18 protein-coding genes and 3 pseudogenes are annotated in these 23,700 nt (G+C 71.3%); 10 read left to right on the top strand and 11 right to left on the bottom strand.

All coding sequences use genetic code 11. The annotated features are described in order from the left end of the window. Positions 1–133: 133 nt before the first annotated feature. Positions 134–1,347 (top strand): annotated as a pseudogene (locus QM809_RS02365) (oxygenase MpaB family protein). A gap of 170 nt (positions 1,348–1,517) precedes the next feature. On the opposite strand, the gene QM809_RS02360 reads toward QM809_RS02365, so the two are convergent. Next, entirely contained in the window at positions 1,518–2,174 is a 657-nt protein-coding gene (locus tag QM809_RS02360; protein WP_415044238.1) for an NAD(P)H-binding protein, read from the bottom strand. Between the two features lie 192 nt (positions 2,175–2,366). On the opposite strand from QM809_RS02360, the gene QM809_RS02355 reads away from it, so the two are divergent. After that, the gene (locus QM809_RS02355) at positions 2,367–3,452 is read left to right on the top strand and encodes an FAD-dependent monooxygenase (protein WP_415044237.1); all 1,086 of its coding nucleotides are present in this window, start codon (positions 2,367–2,369) and stop codon (positions 3,450–3,452) included. 24 nt (positions 3,453–3,476) lie between these two features. Here QM809_RS02355 and QM809_RS02350 read toward each other — a convergent pair whose 3' ends face one another. After that, on the bottom strand, positions 3,477–3,902 hold the full coding sequence (locus tag QM809_RS02350) for a hypothetical protein (RefSeq protein WP_415044236.1): 426 nt from the start codon (positions 3,900–3,902) through the stop codon (positions 3,477–3,479). A 73-nt stretch (positions 3,903–3,975) separates the two neighbouring features. Continuing rightward, positions 3,976–4,842, bottom strand: a complete 867-nt coding sequence (locus QM809_RS02345) for an LLM class flavin-dependent oxidoreductase (protein WP_415044235.1) — start codon at positions 4,840–4,842, stop codon at positions 3,976–3,978. Between the two features lie 117 nt (positions 4,843–4,959). On the opposite strand from QM809_RS02345, the gene QM809_RS02340 reads away from it, so the two are divergent. The 5 genes and pseudogenes from QM809_RS02340 to QM809_RS02320 all read left to right on the top strand — a co-directional run bounded on the left by QM809_RS02340 (position 4,960) and on the right by QM809_RS02320 (position 9,785). After that, positions 4,960–5,166, top strand: a complete 207-nt coding sequence (locus tag QM809_RS02340; RefSeq protein WP_415044234.1) for a heavy-metal-associated domain-containing protein — start codon at positions 4,960–4,962, stop codon at positions 5,164–5,166. Continuing rightward, the gene (locus QM809_RS02335; protein WP_415044233.1) at positions 5,166–6,083 is read left to right on the top strand and encodes a heavy-metal-associated domain-containing protein; all 918 of its coding nucleotides are present in this window, start codon (positions 5,166–5,168) and stop codon (positions 6,081–6,083) included. Before QM809_RS02340 ends, QM809_RS02335 begins: the two co-directional genes overlap by 1 nt. A gap of 49 nt (positions 6,084–6,132) precedes the next feature. Beyond that, positions 6,133–8,458 (top strand): annotated as a pseudogene (locus QM809_RS02330) (heavy metal translocating P-type ATPase). Between the two features lie 108 nt (positions 8,459–8,566). Next, a complete protein-coding gene (locus tag QM809_RS02325) occupies positions 8,567–8,896 on the top strand; it encodes a metal-sensitive transcriptional regulator (protein WP_415046991.1) in 330 nt (109 codons plus the stop codon). Positions 8,897–8,975: 79 nt separating this feature from the next. Next, on the top strand, positions 8,976–9,785 hold the full coding sequence (locus QM809_RS02320; protein ID WP_415044232.1) for a hypothetical protein: 810 nt from the start codon (positions 8,976–8,978) through the stop codon (positions 9,783–9,785). Between the two features lie 288 nt (positions 9,786–10,073). Here QM809_RS02320 and QM809_RS02315 read toward each other — a convergent pair whose 3' ends face one another. Further along, complete coding sequence (locus QM809_RS02315; RefSeq protein WP_415044231.1) at positions 10,074–10,448, bottom strand: ArsR/SmtB family transcription factor; 375 nt, start codon at positions 10,446–10,448, stop codon at positions 10,074–10,076. A 115-nt stretch (positions 10,449–10,563) separates the two neighbouring features. Here QM809_RS02315 and QM809_RS02310 point away from each other — a divergent pair, with 115 nt between their 5' ends. Further along, on the top strand, positions 10,564–12,585 hold the full coding sequence (locus QM809_RS02310) for a heavy metal translocating P-type ATPase (RefSeq protein ID WP_415044230.1): 2,022 nt from the start codon (positions 10,564–10,566) through the stop codon (positions 12,583–12,585). On the opposite strand, the gene QM809_RS02305 is transcribed toward QM809_RS02310, so the two are convergent. From QM809_RS02305 to QM809_RS02295, 3 genes are all read right to left on the bottom strand, one after another. Continuing rightward, positions 12,567–13,136, bottom strand: a complete 570-nt coding sequence (locus QM809_RS02305) for a peroxidase-related enzyme (RefSeq protein WP_415044229.1) — start codon at positions 13,134–13,136, stop codon at positions 12,567–12,569. The two genes, QM809_RS02310 and QM809_RS02305, sit on opposite strands and share 19 nt — an antisense overlap. 79 nt (positions 13,137–13,215) lie before the next feature. Beyond that, a complete protein-coding gene (locus QM809_RS02300; RefSeq protein ID WP_415044228.1) occupies positions 13,216–14,229 on the bottom strand; it encodes an MDR family oxidoreductase in 1,014 nt (337 codons plus the stop codon). Between the two features lie 50 nt (positions 14,230–14,279). Then, positions 14,280–14,921 carry a TetR/AcrR family transcriptional regulator gene (locus tag QM809_RS02295; protein WP_415044227.1) on the bottom strand — a complete coding sequence of 214 codons (642 nt, stop codon included), beginning with the start codon at positions 14,919–14,921 and terminating at the stop codon, positions 14,280–14,282. 202 nt (positions 14,922–15,123) lie between these two features. Here QM809_RS02295 and QM809_RS02290 point away from each other — a divergent pair. After that, positions 15,124–16,243, top strand: a pseudogene (locus QM809_RS02290) (FAD-dependent oxidoreductase). Between the two features lie 54 nt (positions 16,244–16,297). On the opposite strand, the gene QM809_RS02285 reads toward QM809_RS02290, so the two are convergent. Together QM809_RS02285 and QM809_RS02280 are read right to left on the bottom strand one after the other, a co-directional pair. Then, the gene (locus QM809_RS02285; protein ID WP_415044226.1) at positions 16,298–16,555 is read right to left on the bottom strand and encodes a hypothetical protein; all 258 of its coding nucleotides are present in this window, start codon (positions 16,553–16,555) and stop codon (positions 16,298–16,300) included. Then, positions 16,549–17,049: a TetR/AcrR family transcriptional regulator gene (locus tag QM809_RS02280; protein ID WP_415044225.1), complete on the bottom strand. Its 501-nt coding sequence runs from the start codon at positions 17,047–17,049 to the stop codon at positions 16,549–16,551. The genes QM809_RS02285 and QM809_RS02280 overlap by 7 nt, the downstream gene beginning before the upstream one ends. A gap of 96 nt (positions 17,050–17,145) precedes the next feature. Between QM809_RS02280 and QM809_RS02275 the strand changes: the two genes are divergently transcribed. Continuing rightward, entirely contained in the window at positions 17,146–20,808 is a 3,663-nt protein-coding gene (locus QM809_RS02275; RefSeq protein ID WP_415044224.1) for an ABC transporter ATP-binding protein, read from the top strand. 721 nt (positions 20,809–21,529) lie between these two features. On the opposite strand, the gene QM809_RS02270 is transcribed toward QM809_RS02275, so the two are convergent. Together QM809_RS02270 and QM809_RS02265 are read right to left on the bottom strand one after the other, a co-directional pair. After that, positions 21,530–22,975, bottom strand: a complete 1,446-nt coding sequence (locus tag QM809_RS02270) for an ABC transporter ATP-binding protein (RefSeq protein WP_415044223.1) — start codon at positions 22,973–22,975, stop codon at positions 21,530–21,532. Further along, positions 22,972–23,697, bottom strand: coding sequence for an energy-coupling factor transporter transmembrane component T (locus QM809_RS02265; RefSeq protein WP_415044222.1), 726 nt, complete (start codon positions 23,695–23,697; stop codon positions 22,972–22,974). The genes QM809_RS02270 and QM809_RS02265 overlap by 4 nt, the downstream gene beginning before the upstream one ends. Positions 23,698–23,700 lie beyond the last annotated feature (3 nt).

The raw sequence follows: 23,700 nt of genomic DNA, 5'->3' as shown, positions 1-23,700 counted from the left end.
CGGCCGAGACGAGCACCGGTTCCCGGGCTATTGGCCGGTGACCCGCTCGATACGTCACAGTATTGATGCGCCGCAGCCTCGATGTGACACAGCATCGAGGCACGGCAGCGGGGAACGACGGGAAGGCGGGGACATGGAACTCGAGGTGAGTCCGGCGCGCCGTCGGCTGCGCGCGAGGGTCGAGCGCGTGACGGGCTTCGACCTGTTGCCCGACGAGACCGTGATCGGGGAGTACCTGGCCGGACAGACCGCGGGCGACCCGGTGGCCGAACGTTTCGTGGCCGAGACCTATCACGGGTCGATGGGCGCCGATCGGGCGCGCGAACTCCTCGACGAGGCCCTGCGGGTGGGCGTCGACCGGGTGCCGGAGGCGCCGGAGTCCATGCGTGCGCTGTTCGCCGAGTTCGAGACCGTCCCGGACTGGGTGGATCCCGACCTGCTCGAACGCGGTGCCGCGGTGTGGCGACGGTGGGGTTACAGCCTGGGCGCCGTCGGGAACGCCGGCACCATGGACACCTACACCGAGGGTTCGCTGGCGGTGCCGCTCTCGCTGTCCGGGGGGTACGCCGGGGCCAGTGCGCTGCACCGCTACCTGGAGACCAGCCGATGGTGGCTGGAGGTGTGCAAGCCGGGTGCGGTGCTGACCCCGGGGTCGCGCGCCCGCGAGGTGTCGCTGAAGGTGCGCGTGATGCACGTGTCGGTGCGCGCCCGCGTGGCCGCGCACCCGGAGTGGAACGCGGCCGCGCACGGACTCCCCATCAGCCAGAGCGAGATGATGCTGACCCTGCTGGGCGGCAGCGTGGCCCCGGCGTTCGGGCTGTATGCGCTGGGTTTCCTCACCGGCGCCGACGAATGCGCGCGGTGCTCCACTTCAACCGGTACCTGGGACATCTGGTGGGGTGTCGCGTCGACCGGATGTATCCGGAGACGATCGGCGAAGCCGTCCGTCTGCTCTACTACTTCGACTCGACCCGCCGTCACGACTCCGGGCCGCTCGGTCCGGAACTGGTGGAGGGCTTCGTCCCGTCGTTCGCCCCCGGCGACGACGTCGTCGGCCGCGATCGGCTGCGGGCGCGCTACCACCTGATGCTCCAGGCCGGCTACACCCGGCTGTTCATGCTGCCCTGGAACCGCAGGCGCTACCGCCTGCCCGGCGGGCTGCCCGGAGCCGCACTCCTGATCGGCCGGGCCCCGCTGATCGCGCTGGTGGAACTGGCCCGGCGGGTGTCCCCGGACATCGACCGCCGATGGCAGGAGGCGTCGTACCGGCGGTGGAGCCGCTGGCACGCGTGGCACCTCGGGCAGCGCGAGGAGCGCTTCGACGCCGGCCGACGACTGCGCCGCTGACCTCGGCCCGCCGCGGGATGACGTCGAGCCGCCGTCGATCGACATCGGGCCGCCGCGTGGTCGTGGCTCCTCTCGCTGGTCGTGGCTCCTCTCGCTGGTCGCCGCTTCCCTCGCCGGTCGAGCGGAGTCGAGACCACCGCCCGGCCGCCGGCGGGGGCCGGGCGGCTCGATCAGCGGGGCAGGATCGCCTCGGCGATGGGGACGTCGCCGTCGGTGAACGGGATGTCCCTGCCGACGGTGGCGGGTTCGGCGAGCACCGCGGCGGCCACCTGCGCGACGTTCGCGCGGGAGGTGCCGGGGTTGTCGGCCGCGCGGACCGCGGTCGGATCGATGCCGCCGGTGGGCTCGTCGAGGGTCAGACGGCCCGGCATCAGGACGGTCCACTCCAGGTCGGTGGCGCGGAGGGCGGCGTCGGCGGCGGCCTTGGCCTCGGCGTACGGGAAGAACGAGTCGTCTTCGGCGACGCCGTGGTCGGGCCCGGCGCCCAGGTACGACACCATCACGTAGCGGCGCACCTCGGCATCACGGGCGGCCTGCATGGTGCGGATCGCGGCATCCCGGTCGACGGCGTAGGTGCGATCCGGATCCCCGCCGCCGGCGCCCGCGCTGAAGACCAGCGCGTCGGCTCCCCGGATCACCGCGGCGATCTCCGCGGCGGAGGCGTGCTCGACGTCGAGCAGCAGGGGCGTGGCACCGGTCTCGGTCACGTCGACGGCGTGCTCGGCGTTGCGGACGATCGAGGTCACCTCGTCGCCGCGGGCGGTCAGGATCGGGGCCAGGAGGAGGGCCACTTTGCCGTGTCCTCCGATGATCACGATTTTCGACATGGCATCGACCGTACCGATCGGGTCCGACACTCTTCCGGGGGCACCGGGCCGGGCCGCCCGGATCGGCTCGGTCGATCCTCTTCGCGATGCGCCGGACGGCGCCCCCGACGAGCTCAGCCGAGCTCCGGGAGACCGGGAGGGGGACGAAACTCTCCCAGGCGACGGGGTGTTCGGCGGGGGAATCCTGGAGACATGTCTGATTCCCCGAAGTCCACTGCCGAGACCCTCATCGTCGGCGGCTCGCTCGGCGGTCTGGTCGCCGCGCTGAGCCTCGCCGCGCACGGCCGCTCGTCGACCGTGTTGGAGCGCACCGAAGGCCGCACGCAGCGCGGCGTCGCGATCCTCGTCGCCGGCGCCGACCTGCGTCGGGCGCTGTCGGTGCGGGCGGCGCAGACCGTGTTCGCCGCCCTCGGCCCGGCCGCGTCACGCCAGGGCGTCTACCCGCACGCGTGGTGGGACGTCTATCGGGCCCTCCACGCCGCCGCGCAGGAGGAGCCGCTGATCACCGTCGTCCCCGGTGAGCGGGTGATCGAGGTGGGTCAGAACGACGCCGAGGCCTGGGCCCGCACCGCACGCGGCGAGACCTGGACGGCTTCGGCGATCCTCGGTGCGGACGGATACCGCAGCGTGGTCCGCACCGTCGTCGACGCCGAGCGGCCGATCGCCCCGTACGCCGGTTACGTCGTGTGGCTCGGTCAGGCCGAGGTGCCCGAGGAGTACGCGCACCGGATCGGCGGCCCGAACTTCTTCGACGGCGACGACGGCATGCTGGCCGTCTACCCGCTGATCGATCAGGACGAGCAGGTGCGGCACTTCGGTTTCGGCTGGTTCGATCCGAACCGCGACGATGTGTTCCGGGCCGTCGGGGCCGTCGACGGCGACGAGGTGAAGCACACCCCGCGCGTGACCGACCTCCCCGATGCCGTCTTCGACGGTCTGATCGCCTCCGCCGACGAGTGGAGCGAGCCGTGGCGGTCCGGGGTGATCGGGGCGCTGCGCGAACGGGACGTGGTGCCCACCCCCATCACCGAGTACCTGCCGCGCACCGTCGTCGACGGCCGGCTCGCCCTGCTCGGCGACGCCGCGCACGCGCAGACGCCGATGACCGGCGCCGGATTCCAGGAGGCGGTGGCCGATGCCGTCGCGCTCGGCGAGGTGATGGACGACGACGCCGTCGAGTCCCTGGCCCGCTACGAGGCCGTGCGTCTGGCCGGAATGCAGCGGCGGGTGTCGTCGGGGCAGAGCTTCAGCCGGTCGTTCGCGTCCGGCGCCTGGTGAGCCGCGCCGGACACACGGACCCGATCAGGCGGCGGCGAGCCAGGCCTTCGCCTCGTCGAGGAACTCGGTGATCATCGGCAGATCCGCGGACGGGAAACGACCGGCCAGCCGGTCCAGGAACAGTGCGGAGAACGGGTCGGCGACGATGTCGGTGATGTAGTCGCGCCGGATCACCAGGAACTGCTGCGTCTGCTCGATGTAGTCCTCGATCCAGTCGGTGGTCACCCGTTCGGCGGCGGCGTCGCTCGCCCAGTCGGCGGTGATCACGCCGGACAGATCGCTCTCGTCGCGGCGGAGCCGGAGCTGCTCGTCGCCGTCGTTCACCACCAGCTCGTCGTCGTCGATCTCGACGAGGTAGTCGTAGCCGGTCATGCGGGTGACGGCGCCGTAGGCGACGATCCGGCGCGCGGCATCGGTGAACGTGGTCGGGGCCGGTGCGGCGTTGCTCATGCCACCACGGTACGACCGCCCGCGTCGCGTCGACCGCCGGGCTCGGTAGGCCTCCGGGGTGCAGCCGGGACGATCAGGGTGCGGCGAGTCCGCGTTCGGCGATCTTCTCCAGGATCGTCACGTCCCCCCGGTGCGGCTCCGTGGTGCGCGGGCGGTGCACGATCACGTCCGTGTACCCCGTCTCGGCGGCCCGCCCGGTGATCTCGTCCCACGCGTCGACACTGCTCAGGGCCTTGATCGGGGCGCTGTCGAGATTCAGATACGAGTCGGGGACCTGCGGGCGCCCGGCGTCGTGCGCGGCGGCGACCATCAGATCCCGCCGCTGCTTCGCCTGCGCGAACCACTCGTCCAGCGTCGCCGTGCCGTAGGCGCCCTGGGTCACCCAGCCGTCGCCCTCGCGTGCGGCGAACCGGATCTGCCGGGGGCCGTCGCCGGCCAGGATCAGCGGCAGGCGCGGCCGGACCGGGCCGCCGACCAGGCGCATGTCCCGGGCGGAGTAGTGGTCGCCGTCGAACGTCACGTGGTCGTCGACCAGGGTGCGTTCCAGGAGCCGGACGAACTCCTGGAAGCGGTTCACCCGCTCGCCGACGGACAGTGCCGGCTGTCCCAGGATCCCGTCGTCGGGGGTGCCGCCCACCCCGAGTCCCACGATCAGCCGGCCGTCGGAGATGTCGACGAGGGTCTGCAGTTCGCGGGAGAGCGCGACCGGATGGCGGAAGTTCGGGGAGATCACGTAGCTGCCGATCTTCAGGGTCGACGTCGCCGCGGCCGCCGCGGTGAGAGTCGGCAGACAGCCGAACCAGCGGGCGTCGGGCAGGCCGCCCCAGACCAGGTGGTCGTAGGTCCAGGCGTGGTCGAAGCCCATCTGCTCGGCCTGCTGCCAGAGCGGTTTGGCCTCGGCCCAGGGCATGTCCGGCAGGAGGCAGATCCCGTATCGCATGGTCCGAATCTACGACAGATCTGTGACACCGACCATCGACCCTTGCGCATATACCCCATGGGGGTATGGTGGACCGTGTAGGTACCCCATGGGGGTATGTCGATGAGGAGGAACACCATGGCGAACGTCGAATACACCGTCACCGGAATGACCTGCGGCCATTGCGAGGCCTCGGTCCGCGAAGAGGTCGGCGAGATCACCGGTGTCGAGGTGGTCGAGGTCAGTGCGGCCGACGGAAAGCTCGTGGTGTCGGGCGATGCGGTCGACGACGCCGCCGTGCTCGCCGCCGTCGGGGAAGCCGGCTACACCGCCGCCCGGGCCTGATGAAAGCCGGAACCCGGCTGGCGCTCTACGCGCTCGGCCTGGTCGTGGCGTTCGTCGCCGCGTTCGGGATCGCCAGGGCGGTGATCCCGGACGGCGCCGTCGAGGACTGGGAGCGGCGGGCGAGCGCGCACGACCACGGCGCCGCCGAGGCCGGTGCGCACGACGGCCACGCGCCCGCGGGACTCTCCCTGGAGAGCGACGGCCTGCTGCTCTCGCCGATCCTGGCGCCCACCGCGCCGGGTGTCGACGGTGCGCTGACCTTCCAGATCCGTGACGACTCCGGCGCGCCGGTCGCCGACTACACGCCGACCCACGAGAAGGATCTGCATCTGATCGTCGTGCGGACCGACGGCGCCCACTTCCGGCACGTGCACCCGACCCTCGACGAGGCCACCGGCACCTGGTCGGTGCCGTGGCGCTGGGAGACCGCGGGGACGTACCGCGTCTACACGGACTTCACCCCGGCCGGCGACGACGCCGAAGGCGTCACGCTGTCCCGGCTGGTCGACGTCGGCGGACCGGTCGAGCTCGCCCGCACCGAACCGACGCGCACCGCCCGGGTCGGCGGGTACACCGTGACACTCGCCGGTGATCTGGTGCCGGGGTCGTCGAACACGGTGACCGCATCGGTGACCCGCGACGGACGGCCGGTCACCGCGCTGCAGCCGTACCTCGGGGCGTTCGGTCATCTGGTGGCGCTCCGCGAGGGCGATCTGGCCTATCTGCACGTCCACCCCGAAGGCGCCGCGCCGAAGCCGGGCGAGACCTCCGGACCGGACATCGCCTTCGCCGCCACACCGTCCACACCGGGCCGGTACCTGCTCTACCTGGACTTCCAGGTGGACGGCACGGTCCACGCCGCGGCGTTCGCGGTCGACGCGGCCCCGCCGCACGACGCCCACGACCACGCGCACTGAGCACTCGGCACCTCGCCGAACCCACCCACCGCCCACGGAAGGACGCGCCATGAGCGCCTCGACGGCACCCGACACACAGGTCGGCGCCAGCGTCGAACTGGACATCACCGGGATGACGTGCGCGTCGTGCGCCAACCGGATCGAACGCAAACTGAACAAGCTCGACGGGGTCTCGGCGACGGTCAACTACGCCACCGAGAAGGCCAAGGTCGTCGTGCCCGACGGTTACGACCCCGAACTGCTGGTCGAGGAGGTGGAGAAGGCCGGTTACGCCGCCACCCTGCCCACGCCGGAGAAGGCCCCGGAGGAATCGGCGGAGACGGACGACGACGCCGATCCCGAACTCGCCTCGCTGCGGCAGCGCCTGATCGTCACGACGATCCTGACCGTGCCGGTGATCGTCGTGGCGATGGTCCCGGCGTGGCAGTTCGAGTACTGGCAGTGGCTGTCGTTGACGCTGGCCGCGCCGGTGATCGTGTGGGGCGCGTGGCCGTTCCACCGGGCCGCGTGGATCAACCTGCGGCACGGCGCCGCCACCATGGACACGCTGATCTCGATGGGCACGTCGGCGGCGTTCCTGTGGTCGCTGTACGCGCTGTTCTTCGGGACGGCGGGGACGCCGGGCATGCGGCACCCGTTCGAGCTCACCGTCGCCCCGTCCGACGGTGCCGCGAACATCTACCTGGAGGCGGCCGCGGGCGTCACCATGTTCATTCTCGCCGGGCGCTACTTCGAGAAGCGGGCCAAGCGGCAGGCCGGCTCGGCACTGCGGGCGCTGCTCCAGCTCGGGGCCAAAGAGGTGTCGGTGCTGCGCGGCGACACCGAGGTGAAGATCGGGATCGACGAGCTGGCGGTCGGCGACGTCTTCGTCGTCCGCCCGGGCGAGAAGATCGCCACCGACGGCATCGTGGTCTCGGGCGGCTCCGCGGTGGACGAGTCCATGCTCACCGGCGAATCGGTCCCGGTCGAGGTGGCCGAGGGCGATGCGGTGACCGGGGCGACGGTCAACGCGGGCGGACGGTTGACGGTGCGGGCCACCCGGGTCGGCGCGGACACGCAGCTGGCGCAGATGGCCAGACTGGTCGAGGACGCGCAGACCGGAAAGGCCGAGGTGCAGCGTCTGGCCGACCGGATCTCCGGGGTCTTCGTCCCGATCGTCATCGCCGTCGCGGTGATCGCGCTCGGCGCCTGGCTGGGCGGCGGATTCGGGGTGTCGGCGGCGTTCACCGCGGCCGTCGCGGTCCTGGTGATCGCGTGCCCGTGCGCCCTGGGCCTGGCCACGCCGACCGCGCTGCTGGTCGGCACCGGCCGCGGCGCGCAGATGGGCGTGCTGATCAAGGGGCCCGAGGTGCTCGAGTCCACCCGCAAGGTCGACACCGTGGTGCTCGACAAGACCGGCACCGTCACCAGCGGCCGGATGACCCTGGTCGACGTCGTGCCGGAGGACGACGTCGACCGCGCCGAACTGCTGCGACTGGCCGGCGCGCTGGAGAACGCATCCGAGCATCCCATCGCCCAGGCGATCGCCGCCGGAGCATCCGCGGAGGTCGGCGACCTGCCCGGCGTCGAGGACTTCGCGAACGTCGTCGGCAAGGGGGTCCAGGGCATCGTCGACGGCGCCGCCGTGATCGTCGGCCGGGAGAGCCTGCTCGACGAATGGTCGCAGCGGCTGTCCCCGGCGGTCGCCGCCGCCAAGACCGCCGCCGAGTCCGAGGGCAAGACGGTGGTCGCCGTCGGCTGGGACGGGCGTGCGCGCGGCGTGCTGGTGGTGGCCGACACCGTCAAGCCGACCAGCGCCCGGGCGATCGCCGAACTCACCGGCCTCGGCCTCACCCCGGTGCTGCTCACCGGAGACAACGAGGCCGTCGCCCGGCAGATCGCCGCCGAGGTCGGGATCGATCGGGTGATCGCCGAAGTGCTGCCCGGTGAGAAGGTCGACGTGATCGCGCGGCTGCAGGACGAAGGCCGGGTGGTCGCGATGGTCGGCGACGGCGTGAACGACGCCCCCGCCCTGGCCCGGGCCGACCTCGGTCTGGCGATGGGCACCGGCACCGACGTGGCGATCGAGGCCTCCGACATCACCCTGGTCCGGGGCGACCTGCGCAGCGCGGTGGACGCCATCCGACTCTCCCGCAGAACGTTGAGCACCATCAAGACCAATCTGTTCTGGGCGTTCGCCTACAACGTCGCGGCCATCCCGGTCGCCGCCCTGGGCATGCTCAACCCCATGCTGGCGGGCGCGGCGATGGCGTTCTTCGAGCGTCTTCGTGGTGGGCAACAGCCTGCGTCTGCGCGGATTCCGCAGCGTGACGGGATCGAGCGAAGCGGCGGTGTCGAACGATACGACGTCGACCGGCGTGGCAGCATTGAGGTGAGAACGCCGACGGCCCCGGCGGAACCGATCGTCTTGTCGAAGGAAGCGAGGACTCGCGGTGAGTGAAGAGACTCGGAGCGAAGCGGTGGAGAGCACGGCGCCGGACGTCGTGTGGGAGCAGAGCGGAGACTGCTCGTGCGACGGCCACGCGCATCCCCAGCGCGGCTACGACGAGCAGAAACAGCAGTACCTCAAACGCATGCGGCGCATCGAGGGCCAGGCCCGAGGCATTGCGAAGATGATCGACGAGGACAAGTACTGCATCGACATCCTCACCCAGATCAGTGCGCTCACCCGCGCCGTCCAGGGCGTGGCGACCGGACTGCTCGACGACCACCTGAAACACTGTGTGCTCGACGCCGCCAAACTCGGCGACGAGGAGGCGCTGGCCAAGATCGAGGAGGCCACCGTCGCGATCCACCGGCTCGTGCGGTCGTGACGGTGGCGAGTCGGGACCGGGCGCACGGGATACAGGTGAGCCGGGCATAGACGAACAGGGCGGAGGCGGACGGAACACGGTGGAGGATCGACCCTGGTACGCAGGACCGACCGGATGGCTGGTGGACCTGGGCACCAGTCTGCCGATCCCCTCGAGCCTGCCCAGCCTGCCGATCCCGTCAGGACTCCGCCGACTGCCGGCGGACCTGGCCGTGCCGGTGTTCGACACCGCGAGGCGAATCGGGGCGCTGCCGATCGAACCGCTGTTCGCGGTGCTGCGGGCGGGACTGGTCGGCCGCCGCATCGAGACGAGCCTGGCCGGTGAACGGCTGGCCTTCACGGTGACCGGCATCGACGCGCGCTTCGACCCGGTCAGCGCGGCGATCGGGCAGGCCGACGACGTGTCGTTCAGCGGCGGCGACGTCGAATACGACGATCTGCGCGCCACCTCCGTCACGGTGCGCCCGCGGCACGTACACACCCGGCTCGCCTTCGATCCGCTGCTGGTGGCGGCGCCGGTGGACATCGTCGTCGTCGCCGAATGGGACCAGGTGCAGGTGCTGCTGCGACGTCACCTGGGCGGGATCGACATCGAATCGCTCGGCGGCACCCGGGTGCGCCTCCGCACCCACGGGACGAAGGCGCGCCACGGTTGGGTCGACGTCGAACTGGCGGTCGCCGGCGGCCGCCTGGAGCTGCGGCCCACCGCGGCCGGGTGGGGAGACTGGTTGCCGCAGCGCCGGTTCAAGGGGGATCGGGCGATCCCGATCTCCACGGCGCTCAGCGAGAACGTCCGGATCACCGAGGTGTCGGCGAGCGACGACGAGGTGACGGTGGTGCTGCGCCTCGACGAGTGGTCGATGGCCTACAGCCGGTTGCTGTCCTTCTGACCTCGTGTGCTGGGGCGGGGCAGAGGGCGCTGTGATGTCCACGCGGTGGTCTCGACTCCGCTCGACCGGCGGGTGGGTGGTCTCGTTTCGGTGATCGCGTCCTCTTCGATGACCGAGACCTCACCTTCGATGACCGAGGCCTCCCCTCGGTGATCGAGGGCCTCCCTTCGGTGATCAAGGCCTCCCTTCGACGACCGAGGCCTCCCTTCGGTGATCGAGCGGAGTCGAGATCTCTCGGTGCTCGACGACCGACGATGGTCTCGGCTCCGTTCGCCGGAGGCCGATCCCTCAGCGGGTGTCGGGCTGTTCGGCGGCGGCGGGGCGTCGTCCGAGGCCCAGCCGGAGGTGTTCGCTGTGGTAGACGGCCTCGTCGAGCAGTTGGGCGACGTGGTCGTCGTACAGGCTGTAGACGATGCTGCGGCCCTCCCGGTCGCCCGCGACCAGGCCGAGATTGCGGAGGAGCCGCAACTGGTGCGAGACCGCTGACGGTTCCATCGACACGGCGGCGGCGAGCTCTCCGACCGGCATCGACCGGGCTTTCAACTGGGACAGGATCATCAGCCGGCTCGGCGCAGCGAGCGCCTGGAGCGTCGTCGCGACGCGGTCGGCGGTCGCGGCATCCAGCGGTGCGGGCGCGTCGTCGTCGGGCAGTCGATGTCCCATGGGAACGATGGTAGCGCCGACCTCTTCACTTGCTCATCTGAACAACTCTGCATATATTCGTGAATCATCCGGCGGCGCCGGAGATGCGGAGAGCATGCGGACCAGGAGGGCGACGATGGCGTTCACGACCGATGGAGAAGTCCGTGCGGTGGGCGACAGGAGCGGACGGGTGCCGGTGTGCCGGACCCGGCCGTGGGAGCTCGTCGAGATCCGGTGGGCGGCGTCGGCCCTGCTGCTCTTCGGGATCGGCCTCGGGCTGCAGTCCGCCGGGGCGCCGACGTGGAGCTGGTGGGCGTTCTACCTGGCGTGTTACCTGGCCGGCGGCTGGGAGCCCGGGCTCGCCGGGCTGCGGGCGCTGCGCGAGAAGACCCTCGACGTCGACCTGCTGATGGTGGTCGCCGCGCTCGGCGCCGCGGCGATCGGGCAGGTCACCGAGGGGGCGCTGCTGATCGTCATCTTCGCCACCTCGGGTGCGCTGGAGGCGTGGGCCACCGCGCGCACCGAGGACTCGGTGCGCGGACTCCTCGACCTGGCGCCGGAGACGGCGACCCTGCTGCGCGACGACGGCGCACAGACCGAGATGCCCGCGTCGGACCTGACCGTCGGCGACACGATCCTGGTGCGTCCGGGGGAGCGGATCGCCGCCGACGGCACGGTGGTCGACGGTGCGAGCGAGGTGGATCAGGCGACGATCACCGGGGAGCCGCTCGCCGTCGACAAGCACGTCGGCGACGCGGTGTTCGCCGGGACGCTGAACGGCACCGGGGCGCTCACGGTGCGGGTCGACCGGGCCGCCGCGGAATCGGTGGTCGCGCGGATCGCGGCGATGGTCGCCGAGGCCGCCGAGACCAAGGCCCGCGGCCAGGTGTTCATCGAGAAGGTGGAACAGCGCTATTCGGTCGGGATGGTGATCGCCACGCTCGCGGTGTTCGGGATCCCGCTCGCGTTCGGGGCCGAGATGCAGAGCGCACTGCTGCGGGCGATGACGTTCATGATCGTCGCCTCGCCGTGCGCCCTCGTCCTGGCGACGATGCCGCCGCTGCTCGCCGCCATCGCGAACGCCGGCCGACACGGAGTGCTGGTGAAGTCCGCGGTGGTGATGGAGAACCTGTCGGGCGTCGACGTCGTCGCCTTCGACAAGACCGGGACGCTGACGCGCGGGCTGCCGGTGGTCTCGGGCGTGGTCGCCGCGGGCGGGTCGAGGAACGGCGGCGGGGTGAACGGCGGCGGGGTGAACGACGAGACCGTGCTCGCTCTCGCCGCGGCCGTCGAACAGCTCAGCGAACACCCGCTGGGCGCCGCGATCACAGCCGAGGCCCGGGCCCGGGATCTGCCGGTGCCGCAGGCCCGCGACTTCCTCGCGCACCCGGGCAGCGGTGTCGAGGCGGTGGTCGACGGGGCGCGCATCGCGGTGGTGTCACCGCGCGGCGACCGGGCCGACGGCATGGCGGCGGAGAAGACGGATGCCGGGGAGGCGGTCGCCGGGTTCGAGGCGCGCGGGGACACCGCGGTGCTCGTCGTGCGCGACGAAGCGGTGATCGGTGTGCTCGCCCTCTCGGACACGGTGCGGGACGAGTCGCCGTCGACGATCCGGGAACTGGGCGCCGCCGGAATCGGCTCGGTGCTGCTCACCGGCGACCATCGACGGGTGGCCGAACGGGTCGCGGCGGACGTCGGCATCGATCGGGTGCGGGCCGGGCTGCTGCCGGAGGAGAAGACCGCGGCGATCGGTGAACTCCAGGCGGCCGGGCGCCGGGTCGCGATGGTCGGCGACGGGATCAACGACGCGCCCGCCCTCGCCCGGGCCGACATCGGGATCGCCATGGGCGGGGCGGGCACGGACCTGGCGCTGCAGGCGGCCGACGTCGTCGTGGTGCGCGACGACCTCTCGACGGTCCCCGCCGCGCTGGCGTTCGCGCGCCGAGCGCACCGGGTGATCGTCGCGAACCTGGTGATCGCGGCCGCCTTCCTCGTCGTGCTCGTGGCCTGGGACCTGCTCGGCGACCTGCCGCTGCCGCTCGGGGTCGCCGGGCACGAGGGATCGACGGTGATCGTCGGCCTCAACGGTCTACGACTGCTCCGATCCGGTGCGTGGCCGGGCCGGACACCGGCCGCGCGTCAGCGACCCATGCCGTAGAACTCCGGGTTCGGGCGCATCGAGGTCACATTGGCCATCCGGTTGGAGAGCCCGAAGAACGCCGAGATCGCGGCGATGTCCCAGACGTCCTCCTCGTCGAACCCGTGGCGCTCGAGGGCGGCGAAGTCGTCGTCGTTCACCGCGTACGCCTCCCGGGAGACCTTCAGCGCGAAATCGAGCATCGCCTTCTGGCGGTCGGTGATGTCGGCCTTGCGATAGTTGGTCGCGATCTGGTCGGCGATCAGCGGGTCCTTGGCCCGGATCCGGAGGATCGCGCCGTGCGCGACCACGCAGTACTGGCACTGATTGGGCGCGGAGGTGGCGACGACGATCATCTCGCGCTCGGCCTTGGTGAGGTTGCCGGACTTGTCCATGATCGCGTCGTGGTAGGCGAAGAACGCGCGGAACTCGGCGGGCCGGTGCGCGAGCGCGAGGAAGACGTTCGGCACGAAACCCGACTTCTCCTGGACCTCGAGGATCCGGGTGCGGATGTCGTCGGGCAGGTCGTGGAGTTCGGGGACGGGGAAACGGCTGACGGGAGAGTCGGTCACGGGATGCCTTCGGTGGAGTCGGTCGGGGCGACGGTGTCTGATGGGTCGGTGGTGTCCGATGGGGCGGTGGTGTCTCGGGTCAGCTGTTCAGGGGTACGACGACGCGGCCGCGCACCTTCCCGGCGAGCAGTTCGGCGGCGAGCGCGGGGACGTCGTCGAGTGCGACGGTGCCGGTGATCGGGGCCAGGACGGCGGGATCGAGGTCCCGGCCGAGGCGCCGCCACGCCTCGGTGCGGTCGGCGGCGGGACGGTAGACGCTGTCGATGCCGGCGAGGGTGACGCCGCGCAGGATGAACGGGGCGACCGTCGCGGGGAGGCCCATGCCCGCCGCCAGACCGCACGCGGCCACGATGCCGCCGTACCGCATCTGGGCGCAGACGTTGGCCAGGACCTGGCCGCCGGCGACGTCGACCGCGCCGGCCCACTGCTCCTTGGCGAGCGGCTTGCCGCGTTCGGCGAAGTCGGCGCGCGGCAGGATCCGCTCGGCGCCCAGTCCGGTGAGGTAGTCGGCCTCGGACTCGCGGCCGGTGACGGCGACGACGTGGTAGCCGAGCTCGTGCAGGACGGCGATCGCGACGCTGCCCACGCCGCCGGCGGCACCGGTCACCAGGATCTCGCCGTCGTCGGGGGTCACGCCGTGCTTCTCCAGTGCGAGGACGCACAGCATGGCGGTGTAACCGGCGGTGCCGATGCCCATGGCCTGTTCGGCGGTGAACTCGGGGACCAGCGGAACCAGCCATTCGCCCCGCACCCGTGCGTACTCGGCGAGACCGCCCCAGTGCTTCTCGCCGACACCCCACCCGTTGAGGACGACGCGGTCGCCCGGGTTCCACGCCGGGTTCGACGACTCCTCGACGACTCCCGCGAAGTCGATGCCGGGGACCATCGGGAAGCTGCGCACCACCGGGCTCGTGCCGGTGACGGCGAGGGCGTCCTTGTAGTTCACGGTGGACGCCTCGACGCGGACGGTCACGTCGCCCTCGGGGAGGCGGGCGCGGTCGACCTGCTGGACGGAGACGGTCTGGCCGCCGTCGCTCTTCTCCGAGAGGTCGTTCTTCTCGATCAGGAGGGCGCGGAAGTCGGTGTCGGACATGGTTTCTCGATTCTCTGGTCGGGTTCGTCGTTCCGGGTGGAATGCGGTGTTCAGGTGGTGAGGGAGGAGAGGAAGTGTTCGGCGAATCGGTCGAGGGGCGCCGGGCCGCGTTCGAGTTTGGCGCGCAGGACCGCGCCCTCCCAGCCGATCCAGAAGAACTCGGCGAGGCGGTCGCAGTCGGCGGACGGGTCGATCTCCCCCGCGTCCCGCGCTTCGCGGAGGCAGCGGGCGGTGCGTGCCTGCCAGCGGTGCAGCACGTCGACGAGGCGCTCGCGGTAGTCCTCGGGGAGGGTGCCCATCTCCTGGCCGAGATTGCCGACGAGGCAGCCGCGCCGGTAGCCGTGCCGGGCCATGCCGTCCCGGGCGTCGACGGTGAACGCACGCAGTCGGTCGAGCGGCGCGGCGATCGAGTCGTCGTCGAACCAGCGGTCGAGCTTGGCGAGGAAGTACCGGTCGTAGGCGTCGATCAGGGCGAGTCCGAAGGCGTTCTTGCTGGCGAAGTAGTGGTAGAAGGAGCCCTTCGGCACGCCCGCGGCGGTGAGGATCTCGTCGATCCCGACCGCGCTGAACCCCTTCTCGGTGAGGATCGCGACACCCGCGCGGATCAGGCGTGCGCGCGGTGCGTCGGGGGCGTTCCGGTCCTTCGGCGGACGGCCTCGTCGGCGAGGGGGAGTCGAGGTGTCGGGCGCCATGCCTCAATTATTAGACCAATCGTCTCGTTTAATCCGGGGTTTCGATGGATCGGTCGTGCGGCGTCGACCCGGCTACGTCGTGTGGGTTTTTGACTCATCGCGATCGGGTGTTCGGCGCCGGTGCGACGATGCCCTGCGCGCGAGGGATCGCGCTGCGACACTGCAGTGACGGGAAACCACGGATCGGTGAAGTGAGGGAGCGATGCAGAGGTCGGGACGGATCATCGTCGGCGGTGGAGCGATGGGGTTGGCGACGGCCTGGCGGCTCGCCGTCGGCGGGACCCCCGTCGTGCTCCTGGAGCAGTTCGATTTCGGCAACGCGATCGGCGCCTCGCACGGTGCCGCGCGCAACCTGAACGACGCCTACCTCGACGACGACTACCTCGACCTCTACGACCGCGCCGTGACGCTGTACCGCGAGCTCGAAGAGGTCGGCGGCGAGGACCTGCTCACGATGTGCGGGGTGGTGACCTTCGGCGATCCCGAACGCGTCCGGGCCATCGGCGACAAACTCCGGTCACGCGGCGCCGACGTCGAGATGCTCCTCGATCGACGACGCCGCACGGCGATGGCCGGGCGTGGGATTCCACGGAGCCGTGCTTCTCAGCCGGGGTGCGGGACGCATCCGCTCCGAGCGGACGCTCCGGCTGATGGAGGAGCAGGCTCGTCTCCACGGCGCGGACCTGCGGCCGAACCATCGCGTGACGTCGATCGTCTCCGGCGGCGACGGCGTCGCCGTGACGGCGCTCGATCCGCAGGGGCGGGCGGAGGTGTTCCGGGCCGACGGGGTCGTGGTGACCGCGGGCGCGTGGACCGAACGGCTTCTCGGTGATCAGGTGCGGCTGCCCGAACTCGTCGTCACCGAGGAGCACCCCGCCCACTTCCAGCCGGCCGCGGAGTGCCGGGACGCGCGGTGGCCGTCGTTCAACCATCTCGTCGCCGCCGGGGAGGGGCTGCGCAAGGGGGACGTGTACGGGATGTTCACGCCGGGGGAGGGCGTGAAGGTCGGATTCCACGGGACCGGGCCGCGGATCGACCCGGATCGGCGCACGTTCGCCGGCACCGAGCAGGCACGTCGTGACCTGGCCGACCACGTCGCACGATGGTTTCCGGGTCTCGACCCCGGGTCCGCGGCGGAGATCAGCTGCACCTACACGACGACGACCGGCGACGACTTCGTGATGGATCGCCGCGGCGCGATCACGATCGGTGCGGGCTTCAAGGGCGAGGGCTTCAAGTTCGTGCCCGCCGTCGGACAACTCCTCGCCGACCTGGCTCTCGGCGAAGCCGAGTCTCCGGAGGTGTTCCGGCTGCCCGGATAGTCGTGCCGCCGGGAGAGACCGTGGCCTCCGCGGCTCGCTGCGCTCGCGGGCGGCTCAGGGTTCGGGCGGGGGGATCGGGGCGGGCTCGTCGTCTTCGGGTCTCTTCGCCCGGAGTCGCTCGATCTCGGCGATCGCGCGTTCGATCATCGCCTCGAAGAGCACGTCGGGCGTCTCGCCGGGGCGTGCGGCGACCTCCCGGGAGAGCGGCGCCTCGACGTCGGGGTGCGCGTCGAGCCAGGGACCGGGGACCGGGTGCGACATCATCTCGCGGATCGCGGTGCCGCTCCGGTCGTAGCGGTAGTCGATCAGCATGACGAAGCCGAAGACCTCGACGAGGAAGAAACCGCGGACGGCGAGCGCGTCGTCGAGGGGGAGTCCGACGTCGACCAGGAAGGCGAGGAGCCGTTCGGGCTGAGGATGCGCCGTTCCGGCACCTCGGTGGGGGTGATGGTCTCGTCGAGCGAGACCAGGGTGGCCCGGGGGAACGCCCGGTAGGCCGCCCGGGCCTCCCGGTACATCCGGCGGACCGACCGACGCCAGTCACGCGCGTCGTAATCGTGGTCGGGCAGATTCTCGACCATGCGGGCGGCCGTCAGATCGACCACCTCCTGGCGGTCGGCGACGACGTTGTAGAGCGCGCGGACGGTCACGTCGAGCTCGGCGGCCAGCCGACGCATGGTGAGCTGCGGGAATCCCTCGTCTCCGGCGATGCGCAGGCCGGCCTCGGCGATCGACTCCTTGGTCAGCGGTGCCCGGTCGGCCGATCTCGCCGGCCGTCCTCGCTTCCGTCCGCCGGTGGTCGTCATTCCCTCCACGCTAGTACTCGGATACGAGGGTCGAGACCGGGAGGAATAAATACACACATCGTTGATTAATCGCCGCGGCGAAGTTAGGGTCCCCTCATGGATTCCTCGCACACCTTCGGCGGGATCGTCCGCCGCCGCAGAACCGGACTGATCCTCGCGGCGCTGCTGGCGCTCGTCTCGGCGGGTCTGGCGCTCGCGCCGTACGTCGCGGTGTACTCCGTCGCCGTCGAACTGTTCACCGACGACGGCGACCCGAGCCGGATCCCGGCGATCGCCCTGTGGACCGCGCTGGCGATCGCCGCCCGCGCGGTGCTGGCCGGGTTCTCGTCGCACGTCGCCCACGTGGCGGCCTACCGGGTGCTCGCCGACCTCCGCCTCGCGCTGGCCGCCACGCTCAAGGCGATCCCGCTCGGAAAGGTGCAGCAGCGGTCGTCCGGCGAGATGAAGAAACTGCTGCACGACGACGTCGAGCAGGTGGAGGAGGCGCTGGCCCACGGTGTTCCGGACCTGGCCGCGGCGATCGCCGTCCCCCTCGCCACCACGACGCTGTTCTTCGTGGTCGACTGGCGCCTGGGCTTCGTCGCGCTGGGCTCGCTCCTCGTGCTCGTGGTGGTCTCCGGTGTCGGCATGGCCCTGGCGCAGAAGTCGAACCAGGACGCGGCGGAGAAACTGGTCGCGCTGAACTCCGCGGTGATGGGCTACCTCAACGGGCTGGCGGTGATCCGCGGCTACCTCCGCCCCGACTCCGGCTACGACCAGGCGCGCAACGCGATCGTCGACGGCTACGAGTCGCAGCGGAAGGCGGAGAACGGCCCGACGTCGTGGGTGGTGTCGGTGATGATGGTGGGCAGCGGTTTCGCGGTGGCCGCGATGCTGCCGATCACGGGCCTCGGTGTGGTCGACGGCGGGGTGAGCGTTCCGACGCTGGTCCTGATGCTGCTCCTGTGCCTGGGCTATCTGTCCCCGCTGATGAACCTGGTCGGGCTCCTGGCGACGCTGATGATCCGGATCCAGTTCGCCGCCGGGGAGATCGCTGCGGTGCTCGACGAACAGCCGCTGCTCGAGCCCGCCGCCCCGGTCGAACCTGCCGGATACGACGTGCGCTTCGTCGGCGTCGGCTTCTCCTACGACGTCTCCTCCCCCGAATCCTCCTCCGACGGCGAGGGCGAGGGCGGCGAGGACGCCGCATTGGAGGGGAAACGGGTCCTCGTCGACGTCGACCTGGAGATCCCGGCGGGGTCGACGACGGCGCTGGTCGGCCCGACCGGTGCGGGGAAGTCGACGCTGGCCCGGCTCGTCGCCCGGCAGTGGGATCCCGGATCGGGAACGGTCACCCTCGGCGGGGCGGACCTGCGGGAGATCGGATCGGCGCGGGTGGCGCGGCTGGTCGCGTTCGTCCAGCAGGACGAGTACGTCTTCGCCGCCACCCTCGCCGACAACATCCGCGTCGCCCGGCCGGAGGCGAGCGACGACGAGGTGATCGCCGCGAGCACCGCGGCGCGGCTGGCCGACGTCGCCGACGAACTCGGCGGCTGGGAGGCGGAACTCCCGGCAGGCGGCGGGCGACTCTCCGGCGGCCAGCGCCAGCGCATCTCCATCGCGCGGGCGCTGCTCAAGGACGCGCCGGTCGTCGTGCTCGACGAGGCCACGGCCTCCCTCGACGCCGAGACCGAGCGGCTGACCCTGGCCGCGTTGGACAGGCTCACGCAGGGGCGGACGGTGATCGCGATCGCCCACCGGCTGGAGACCATCCGGGGCGCGGACCGGATCGCCGTCGTCGTCGACGGCGGGATCGAAGCCGTCGGCACGCACGACGAACTGCACGAGAGCAACGACACCTATCGGTCGCTGTGGTCGGCGTACACGGAGGCGCAGGGCTGGCGGACGGATCGGCCGGACGGCGACGGGGGCACGGTCGACGAGGCGGGCTCGACCGTCGAGGCCGAGCGGTCGCGACGGAGCCGTGGGGCGAGCGGAGTCGTGACCTCGACTGACGAAGGGGCGGCCGACGAGTGGACCCGGGCCGCGCACGACGTGGTGACCCCGGGGGTGGGCGCGATGAGCTTCGGCAAGCAGTGGCGCACGCTGTACGGGCGCAGCTGGAGCGAGTTGAAGAAGTACGGTCTGGTGCGGATCGTGCTCGAGTCGATGGTGCGCGGCATCCCGCTCGTCACCGTGTTCCTGACGGTGGACCGGGCAGTGAACGGCACGCTGACCAGCGGCTTCGTCTGGCAGATGTTCGGGTTGCTGACGGCCGGACTGACGGTCAGGTTCTTCCTCTCGCACTGGGCGAACGTCTACGTGTGGGGGCTGGCCGGGCGTGCCAAGACCGACCTGATGCTGTCGCTGATCGAACGGCTGCGGCAGGTCCCGCTCGGATTCCTCGGACGGGTCGACCGCGGCCGGGTGGCCACGCTGATCACCAACGACACCGTGATGCTCGACTTCCAGAACGTGCCCGGACAGGTCGCCGGAGCCTGCCTGCAACCGGTGTACGCCGGGGTGATCCTGGCGATCGTCGACTGGCGGCTCGCCCTCGCCGCGCTGGCCGGGGTGCCGGTGTTCCTGCTCGTCACGGCGTGGAGCGACCGGATCTACCACCGCGTGTTCGCCGACCTGCACCGCACGCGCGCCGAGGCGTCGACGGTGCTGGTCGAGCAGGCGCGCGGCGCATTGGTGCTGCGCGGCGCGGAGGACTCGGAGATCGCGGGCCGGTACCGCGACGTCGTCGAACGACTGCGCCTGACCAGCGTCGCGATGTCGGTGAAGACGCTGCCGTCCAACGCCCTCGGCAGCATCGCCGTGGAGAGCGGCCTGGTGGCGCTGATCCTGGTCGGCGCCTGGCTGTTCGACCGCGGCGACGTCACCGCCACCACGCTGCTGCTGTTCCTCATGCTGATGCTCGCGTTCTACCAGCCGATCCAGGAGCTCAGCGCGCTCGCCGGATACCGGCGGAACCAGGAGCAGATCGCCGCCAAGATCGGTGAGGTGTGGGACGAGCCGGTGCTGCCGGAACCCGAGACGCCGGCGGTCCCCGCGGACGCCTCCCTGAAGTTCGACGGCGTCGGCTTCGCCTACGACGACCGGCAGGTCCTCACCGACGTCTGTTTCCAGGCCCGGCCGGGGACGGTCACCGCGCTGGTCGGCCCGTCCGGTGCGGGCAAGTCGACGGTCGCGAGTTTGGCCGCGCGACTCTGGGACGTCGACGAGGGCCGCGTCGAGATCGGCGGCCGCTCGCTCCCGGAGATCGGCAGCGACGGCGTGATGGCGATGGTCACCACCGTCTACCAGGACGTCTACCTGTTCCCGGATACCGTGCGGTTCAACGTCGCACTCGGTCGGCCGGAGGCGTCCGACGACGAGATCTGGGCCGCGCTGGCCGCCGCGCAGTGCGACGACGTGGTCGCGGCGCTGCCCGGTGGACTCGATGCGGTGGTCGGGGAGGGCGGGTCGAGCCTGTCGGGCGGACAACGTCAGCGGCTCTCCATCGCGCGGGCTCTGCTCAAGGATTCGCCGGTGCTGATCCTCGACGAGGCGGTCTCGGCCGTCGACCCGGACACCGAGTCCCGGATCCAGCGGGCCATCGCCGCGCTCACCGCCGGCCGCACCGTGCTGGTGATCGCCCACCGGCTGGAGACCGTGCGGCACGCCGACCGGATCGTCGTGATCGACGACGGGAGGGTCGACGGGATCGGCGCGCACGCCAAACTCGTGGAGACCAGCGCGGTCTATCGTCGACTGCTCGGAGAGGTCGGCTGACCGGGCGGCATCGGACCGTGGATCGGGCCCTGCGAATTCGAACATCTGCTCCTCCTCGGCCTCCGGGGGACGCTCCGATATCGACCACGGCCTCGCCGAAGCTCTCGCCGAGTCCGGGCACATCTCAGTCAAAGCCGCGCGCAGGATCGCCGACCAGATCGTCGACACCCACGACACCGACGCGGTCAAACGCCGCTACGAGAAGCGCAATCGCAGGAAGAACGTCACCCGGCGCGACTACCCCGACGGCCTCGGTGGGCTGCACATCACCGCCGATACCGAGGAGACACGACTGGCACAAGACGCGGTGAACGTTCCCGCGACAGCATGCTGTGCGAACGATCCGCGCACCCTGGGGCAACGGAGTTCGGCCGCCGCGATCGCCTGGCGACGGGCAGCACGGGCCCGTCTCCGTCGTGCACGCGAACGAGAACGCGACGACAGTGATCGAGCCTTCTTCAGGGATCGAGCCTCTTCGGTGATCGAGCGGAGTCGAGATCTCCCGCGCTGACCAGACTGTGGTCTCGACTCCGCTCGACCAGCGAGGGGACTCCAACCAGCGAGGGGACGCCGACCAGCGAGGGGACGCCGACCAGCGAGTGGACACCGACCAGCGGGGAAGACGTCGATCACTGAGGAGGAGATCGATCAGCGAGGGGGAGGCTGGTCACCGAGAGGACGCCGTGCACCGGGAATCACTCGTCGGGAAAACGAGCATGGGCTATCTCCCGGGGGAGACCAGCGTGAGCTGACGGTCGGCCGCTTCCGCGAGCAGGTCGTCGTCGTGGCTGATCAGCAGGACGACGGCGCCGGTGGCGGCCAGGTCGCGGATCTGGTCGGCGATCGAGTGCAGGTGGCGCCGGTCGACGCCGGAACTCGGCTCGTCGAAGACCACGATCTCGCGTCCTGCCACGCGGGCCGTGGCCACCACCAGCCGTTGCTGCTGTCCGCCGGACAGCGACAGCGGGTGACGGTCGGCGAAGGCGGCCAGATCCAGCTCGGCGAGCACCGTCTCGGTGTCCGGTGGATCGACGGCGTCGACGGCGGCGAGTCCGATCTCGGATCGGACCGATTCGGTGAAGAGTTGGCGCTGGACGTCCTGCATCACCAGTGCGCTCCGGCGCTGTCGGGCACGACGACGCAGGCGCTCGCCGTCGAGCCGCACATCGCCGCCGGAACGCGTCAACCCGGTGACGATCCGGGCGAGCATCGATTTACCCGCGCCGTTCATTCCCCGGATCGCGGTCACCTCGCCGCGGGTGAACGTCGCCTTGTCGATCTCGACGACGGTGCGCCCGCCTCGACGGCACCGGATCCCGGTCAGGGTCAGGTCGCCGTCGGGCACCGCGGAGACGGGCACGGGCGCGGCCGCCCCGGCCCCGGCGGCAGGCAGTTCGGGGAGGTCGACGGCCGGTGCCCGACCGCGCAGTCCCTCGGCGGCGAGCTCGTCGTCGCTCACCGCCCGGAAGCGCTCCCTCGACCACTCGACGTCGACGACGCCGTCGCGCATCACCACCACGCGGTCGGCGAGATCCCGCAGGTATCGGAGCCGGTGTTCGGCGACGACCACCGTCGTCCCGGACTCCTTGAGGCGGGCCAGCGTGCGGGCCAGCCGTTCCACCGCGTCGGCGGAGAGGTTGGCGCTGGGTTCGTCGAGCAGCACGATCCCGGGGCGGTGCGCGAGGGCCGCCTCGATCGCGACCTGCTGCATCTGTCCGCCGGAGAGCCGCAACAGCGGTTGATCGAGGGGGACGCCGTCGGCGAGCCGCGCGAGTGCGGCATCGACGCGCGCCCGGATCGTGGGGACCGGGAAACCGAAGTTCTCCATCGCGAAGGCGATCTCGCTCTCCGCGTGCGACGTGAAGAACTGGCGTCGCGGATGCTGCAGCACGGTCCCGGTGACCAGCCCGATGTCGTCGAGCTCGGCGCTCACCGTGTCGATCCCGGACACCCGCACGGCACCGGTCAACCCGCCGCGCTCGTGGAAGTGCGGGATCAGTCCGTTCAGCGTCCGCAGCAGCGTCGACTTGCCGGAACCGCTCGCCCCGCACAGGACGACGAACTCGCCGTCGGCCACGGTCAGGTCCACCGCCCGTAGGGTCGGCGCCTCCGCGTGCGGGTAGGTCCAACCGACGTCGTTCAGCGTGATCACGGGAGCACCGGTCATGCGAGCACCGGGGGAAGGGCGAGCGCGACGATCGTCAGCGCCGCGACGGCGACGACGGCCACCAGGTCGGCGCCGCCGAACCGCACCGGGTGGAGCGACGTCGCACGACGACGCGAGCCCATCCCGCGGAGCGTGGCCGACGCCGCCAGATCCTCACTCGACCGGAGGCTGGTCGCGATCAGCGGGACGGTGAACCGTTCCAGCGTCAGGACGGGGTGCCGCACGATGCCGCGCACGCCGGTCAGACCCCGCAGGCGCATCGCATCGCGGACGGCGGAGAACTCGGCGGCCACCGTCGCGAAGAAGCGGAGCATCACGGCCAGGGTCACCGAGACGACCCGGGGCACCCGCCACGCGTTGAACGCGGCGGCCAGTCCGGTGGGCGACGTGGTGACCACCAGATGCGCGACGATCCCGGCCGCCGCGCCGTATCGCAGCAGGTAGAACCCCGTCAGGCCGAGGGTCGCGGTGAACGCGCCGGGCCATCGCGCCGGAACCCACCAGCCGAGCAGCCAGGCCGCCGTGACGAAGACGACGAGGGCGAGGGCGCGACGTCGGGCGCGGTCGTAGAACGCCAGCCCGAGACCGAGGGCGTAGGCGACGGGGACGAACCGCATGCCGCCCGGCCCGAGGACGACCGCCGCCGTGACGACGGTCAACAGCACCGAGGTGCGCGGATCGAGGCCGGAGCGCCCGGACCTCGCGACGACCGCCGCGGTCACCGT

The organism is Gordonia sp. (in: high G+C Gram-positive bacteria) (genome assembly GCF_047600385.1).
Classification (GTDB): Bacteria; Actinomycetota; Actinomycetes; order Mycobacteriales; family Mycobacteriaceae; genus Gordonia.
This window is presented reverse-complemented; position numbering and strand designations above follow the sequence as displayed.

Coding starts and splice junctions, on each gene's coding strand:
- QM809_RS02360 (WP_415044238.1), bottom strand. CDS start 2,174: ATGTCGAAAATCGTGATCATCGGAGGACACGGCAAAGTGGCCCTCCTC.
- QM809_RS02355 (WP_415044237.1), top strand. CDS start 2,367: ATGTCTGATTCCCCGAAGTCCACTGCCGAGACCCTCATCGTCGGCGGC.
- QM809_RS02350 (WP_415044236.1), bottom strand. CDS start 3,902: ATGAGCAACGCCGCACCGGCCCCGACCACGTTCACCGATGCCGCGCGC.
- QM809_RS02345 (WP_415044235.1), bottom strand. CDS start 4,842: ATGCGATACGGGATCTGCCTCCTGCCGGACATGCCCTGGGCCGAGGCC.
- QM809_RS02340 (WP_415044234.1), top strand. CDS start 4,960: ATGGCGAACGTCGAATACACCGTCACCGGAATGACCTGCGGCCATTGC.
- QM809_RS02335 (WP_415044233.1), top strand. CDS start 5,166: ATGAAAGCCGGAACCCGGCTGGCGCTCTACGCGCTCGGCCTGGTCGTG.
- QM809_RS02315 (WP_415044231.1), bottom strand. CDS start 10,448: ATGGGACATCGACTGCCCGACGACGACGCGCCCGCACCGCTGGATGCC.
- QM809_RS02310 (WP_415044230.1), top strand. CDS start 10,564: ATGGCGTTCACGACCGATGGAGAAGTCCGTGCGGTGGGCGACAGGAGC.
- QM809_RS02300 (WP_415044228.1), bottom strand. CDS start 14,229: ATGTCCGACACCGACTTCCGCGCCCTCCTGATCGAGAAGAACGACCTC.
- QM809_RS02295 (WP_415044227.1), bottom strand. CDS start 14,921: ATGGCGCCCGACACCTCGACTCCCCCTCGCCGACGAGGCCGTCCGCCG.
- QM809_RS02285 (WP_415044226.1), bottom strand. CDS start 16,555: ATGCTGATCGACTACCGCTACGACCGGAGCGGCACCGCGATCCGCGAG.
- QM809_RS02280 (WP_415044225.1), bottom strand. CDS start 17,049: ATGACGACCACCGGCGGACGGAAGCGAGGACGGCCGGCGAGATCGGCC.
- QM809_RS02275 (WP_415044224.1), top strand. CDS start 17,146: ATGGATTCCTCGCACACCTTCGGCGGGATCGTCCGCCGCCGCAGAACC.
- QM809_RS02270 (WP_415044223.1), bottom strand. CDS start 22,975: ATGACCGGTGCTCCCGTGATCACGCTGAACGACGTCGGTTGGACCTAC.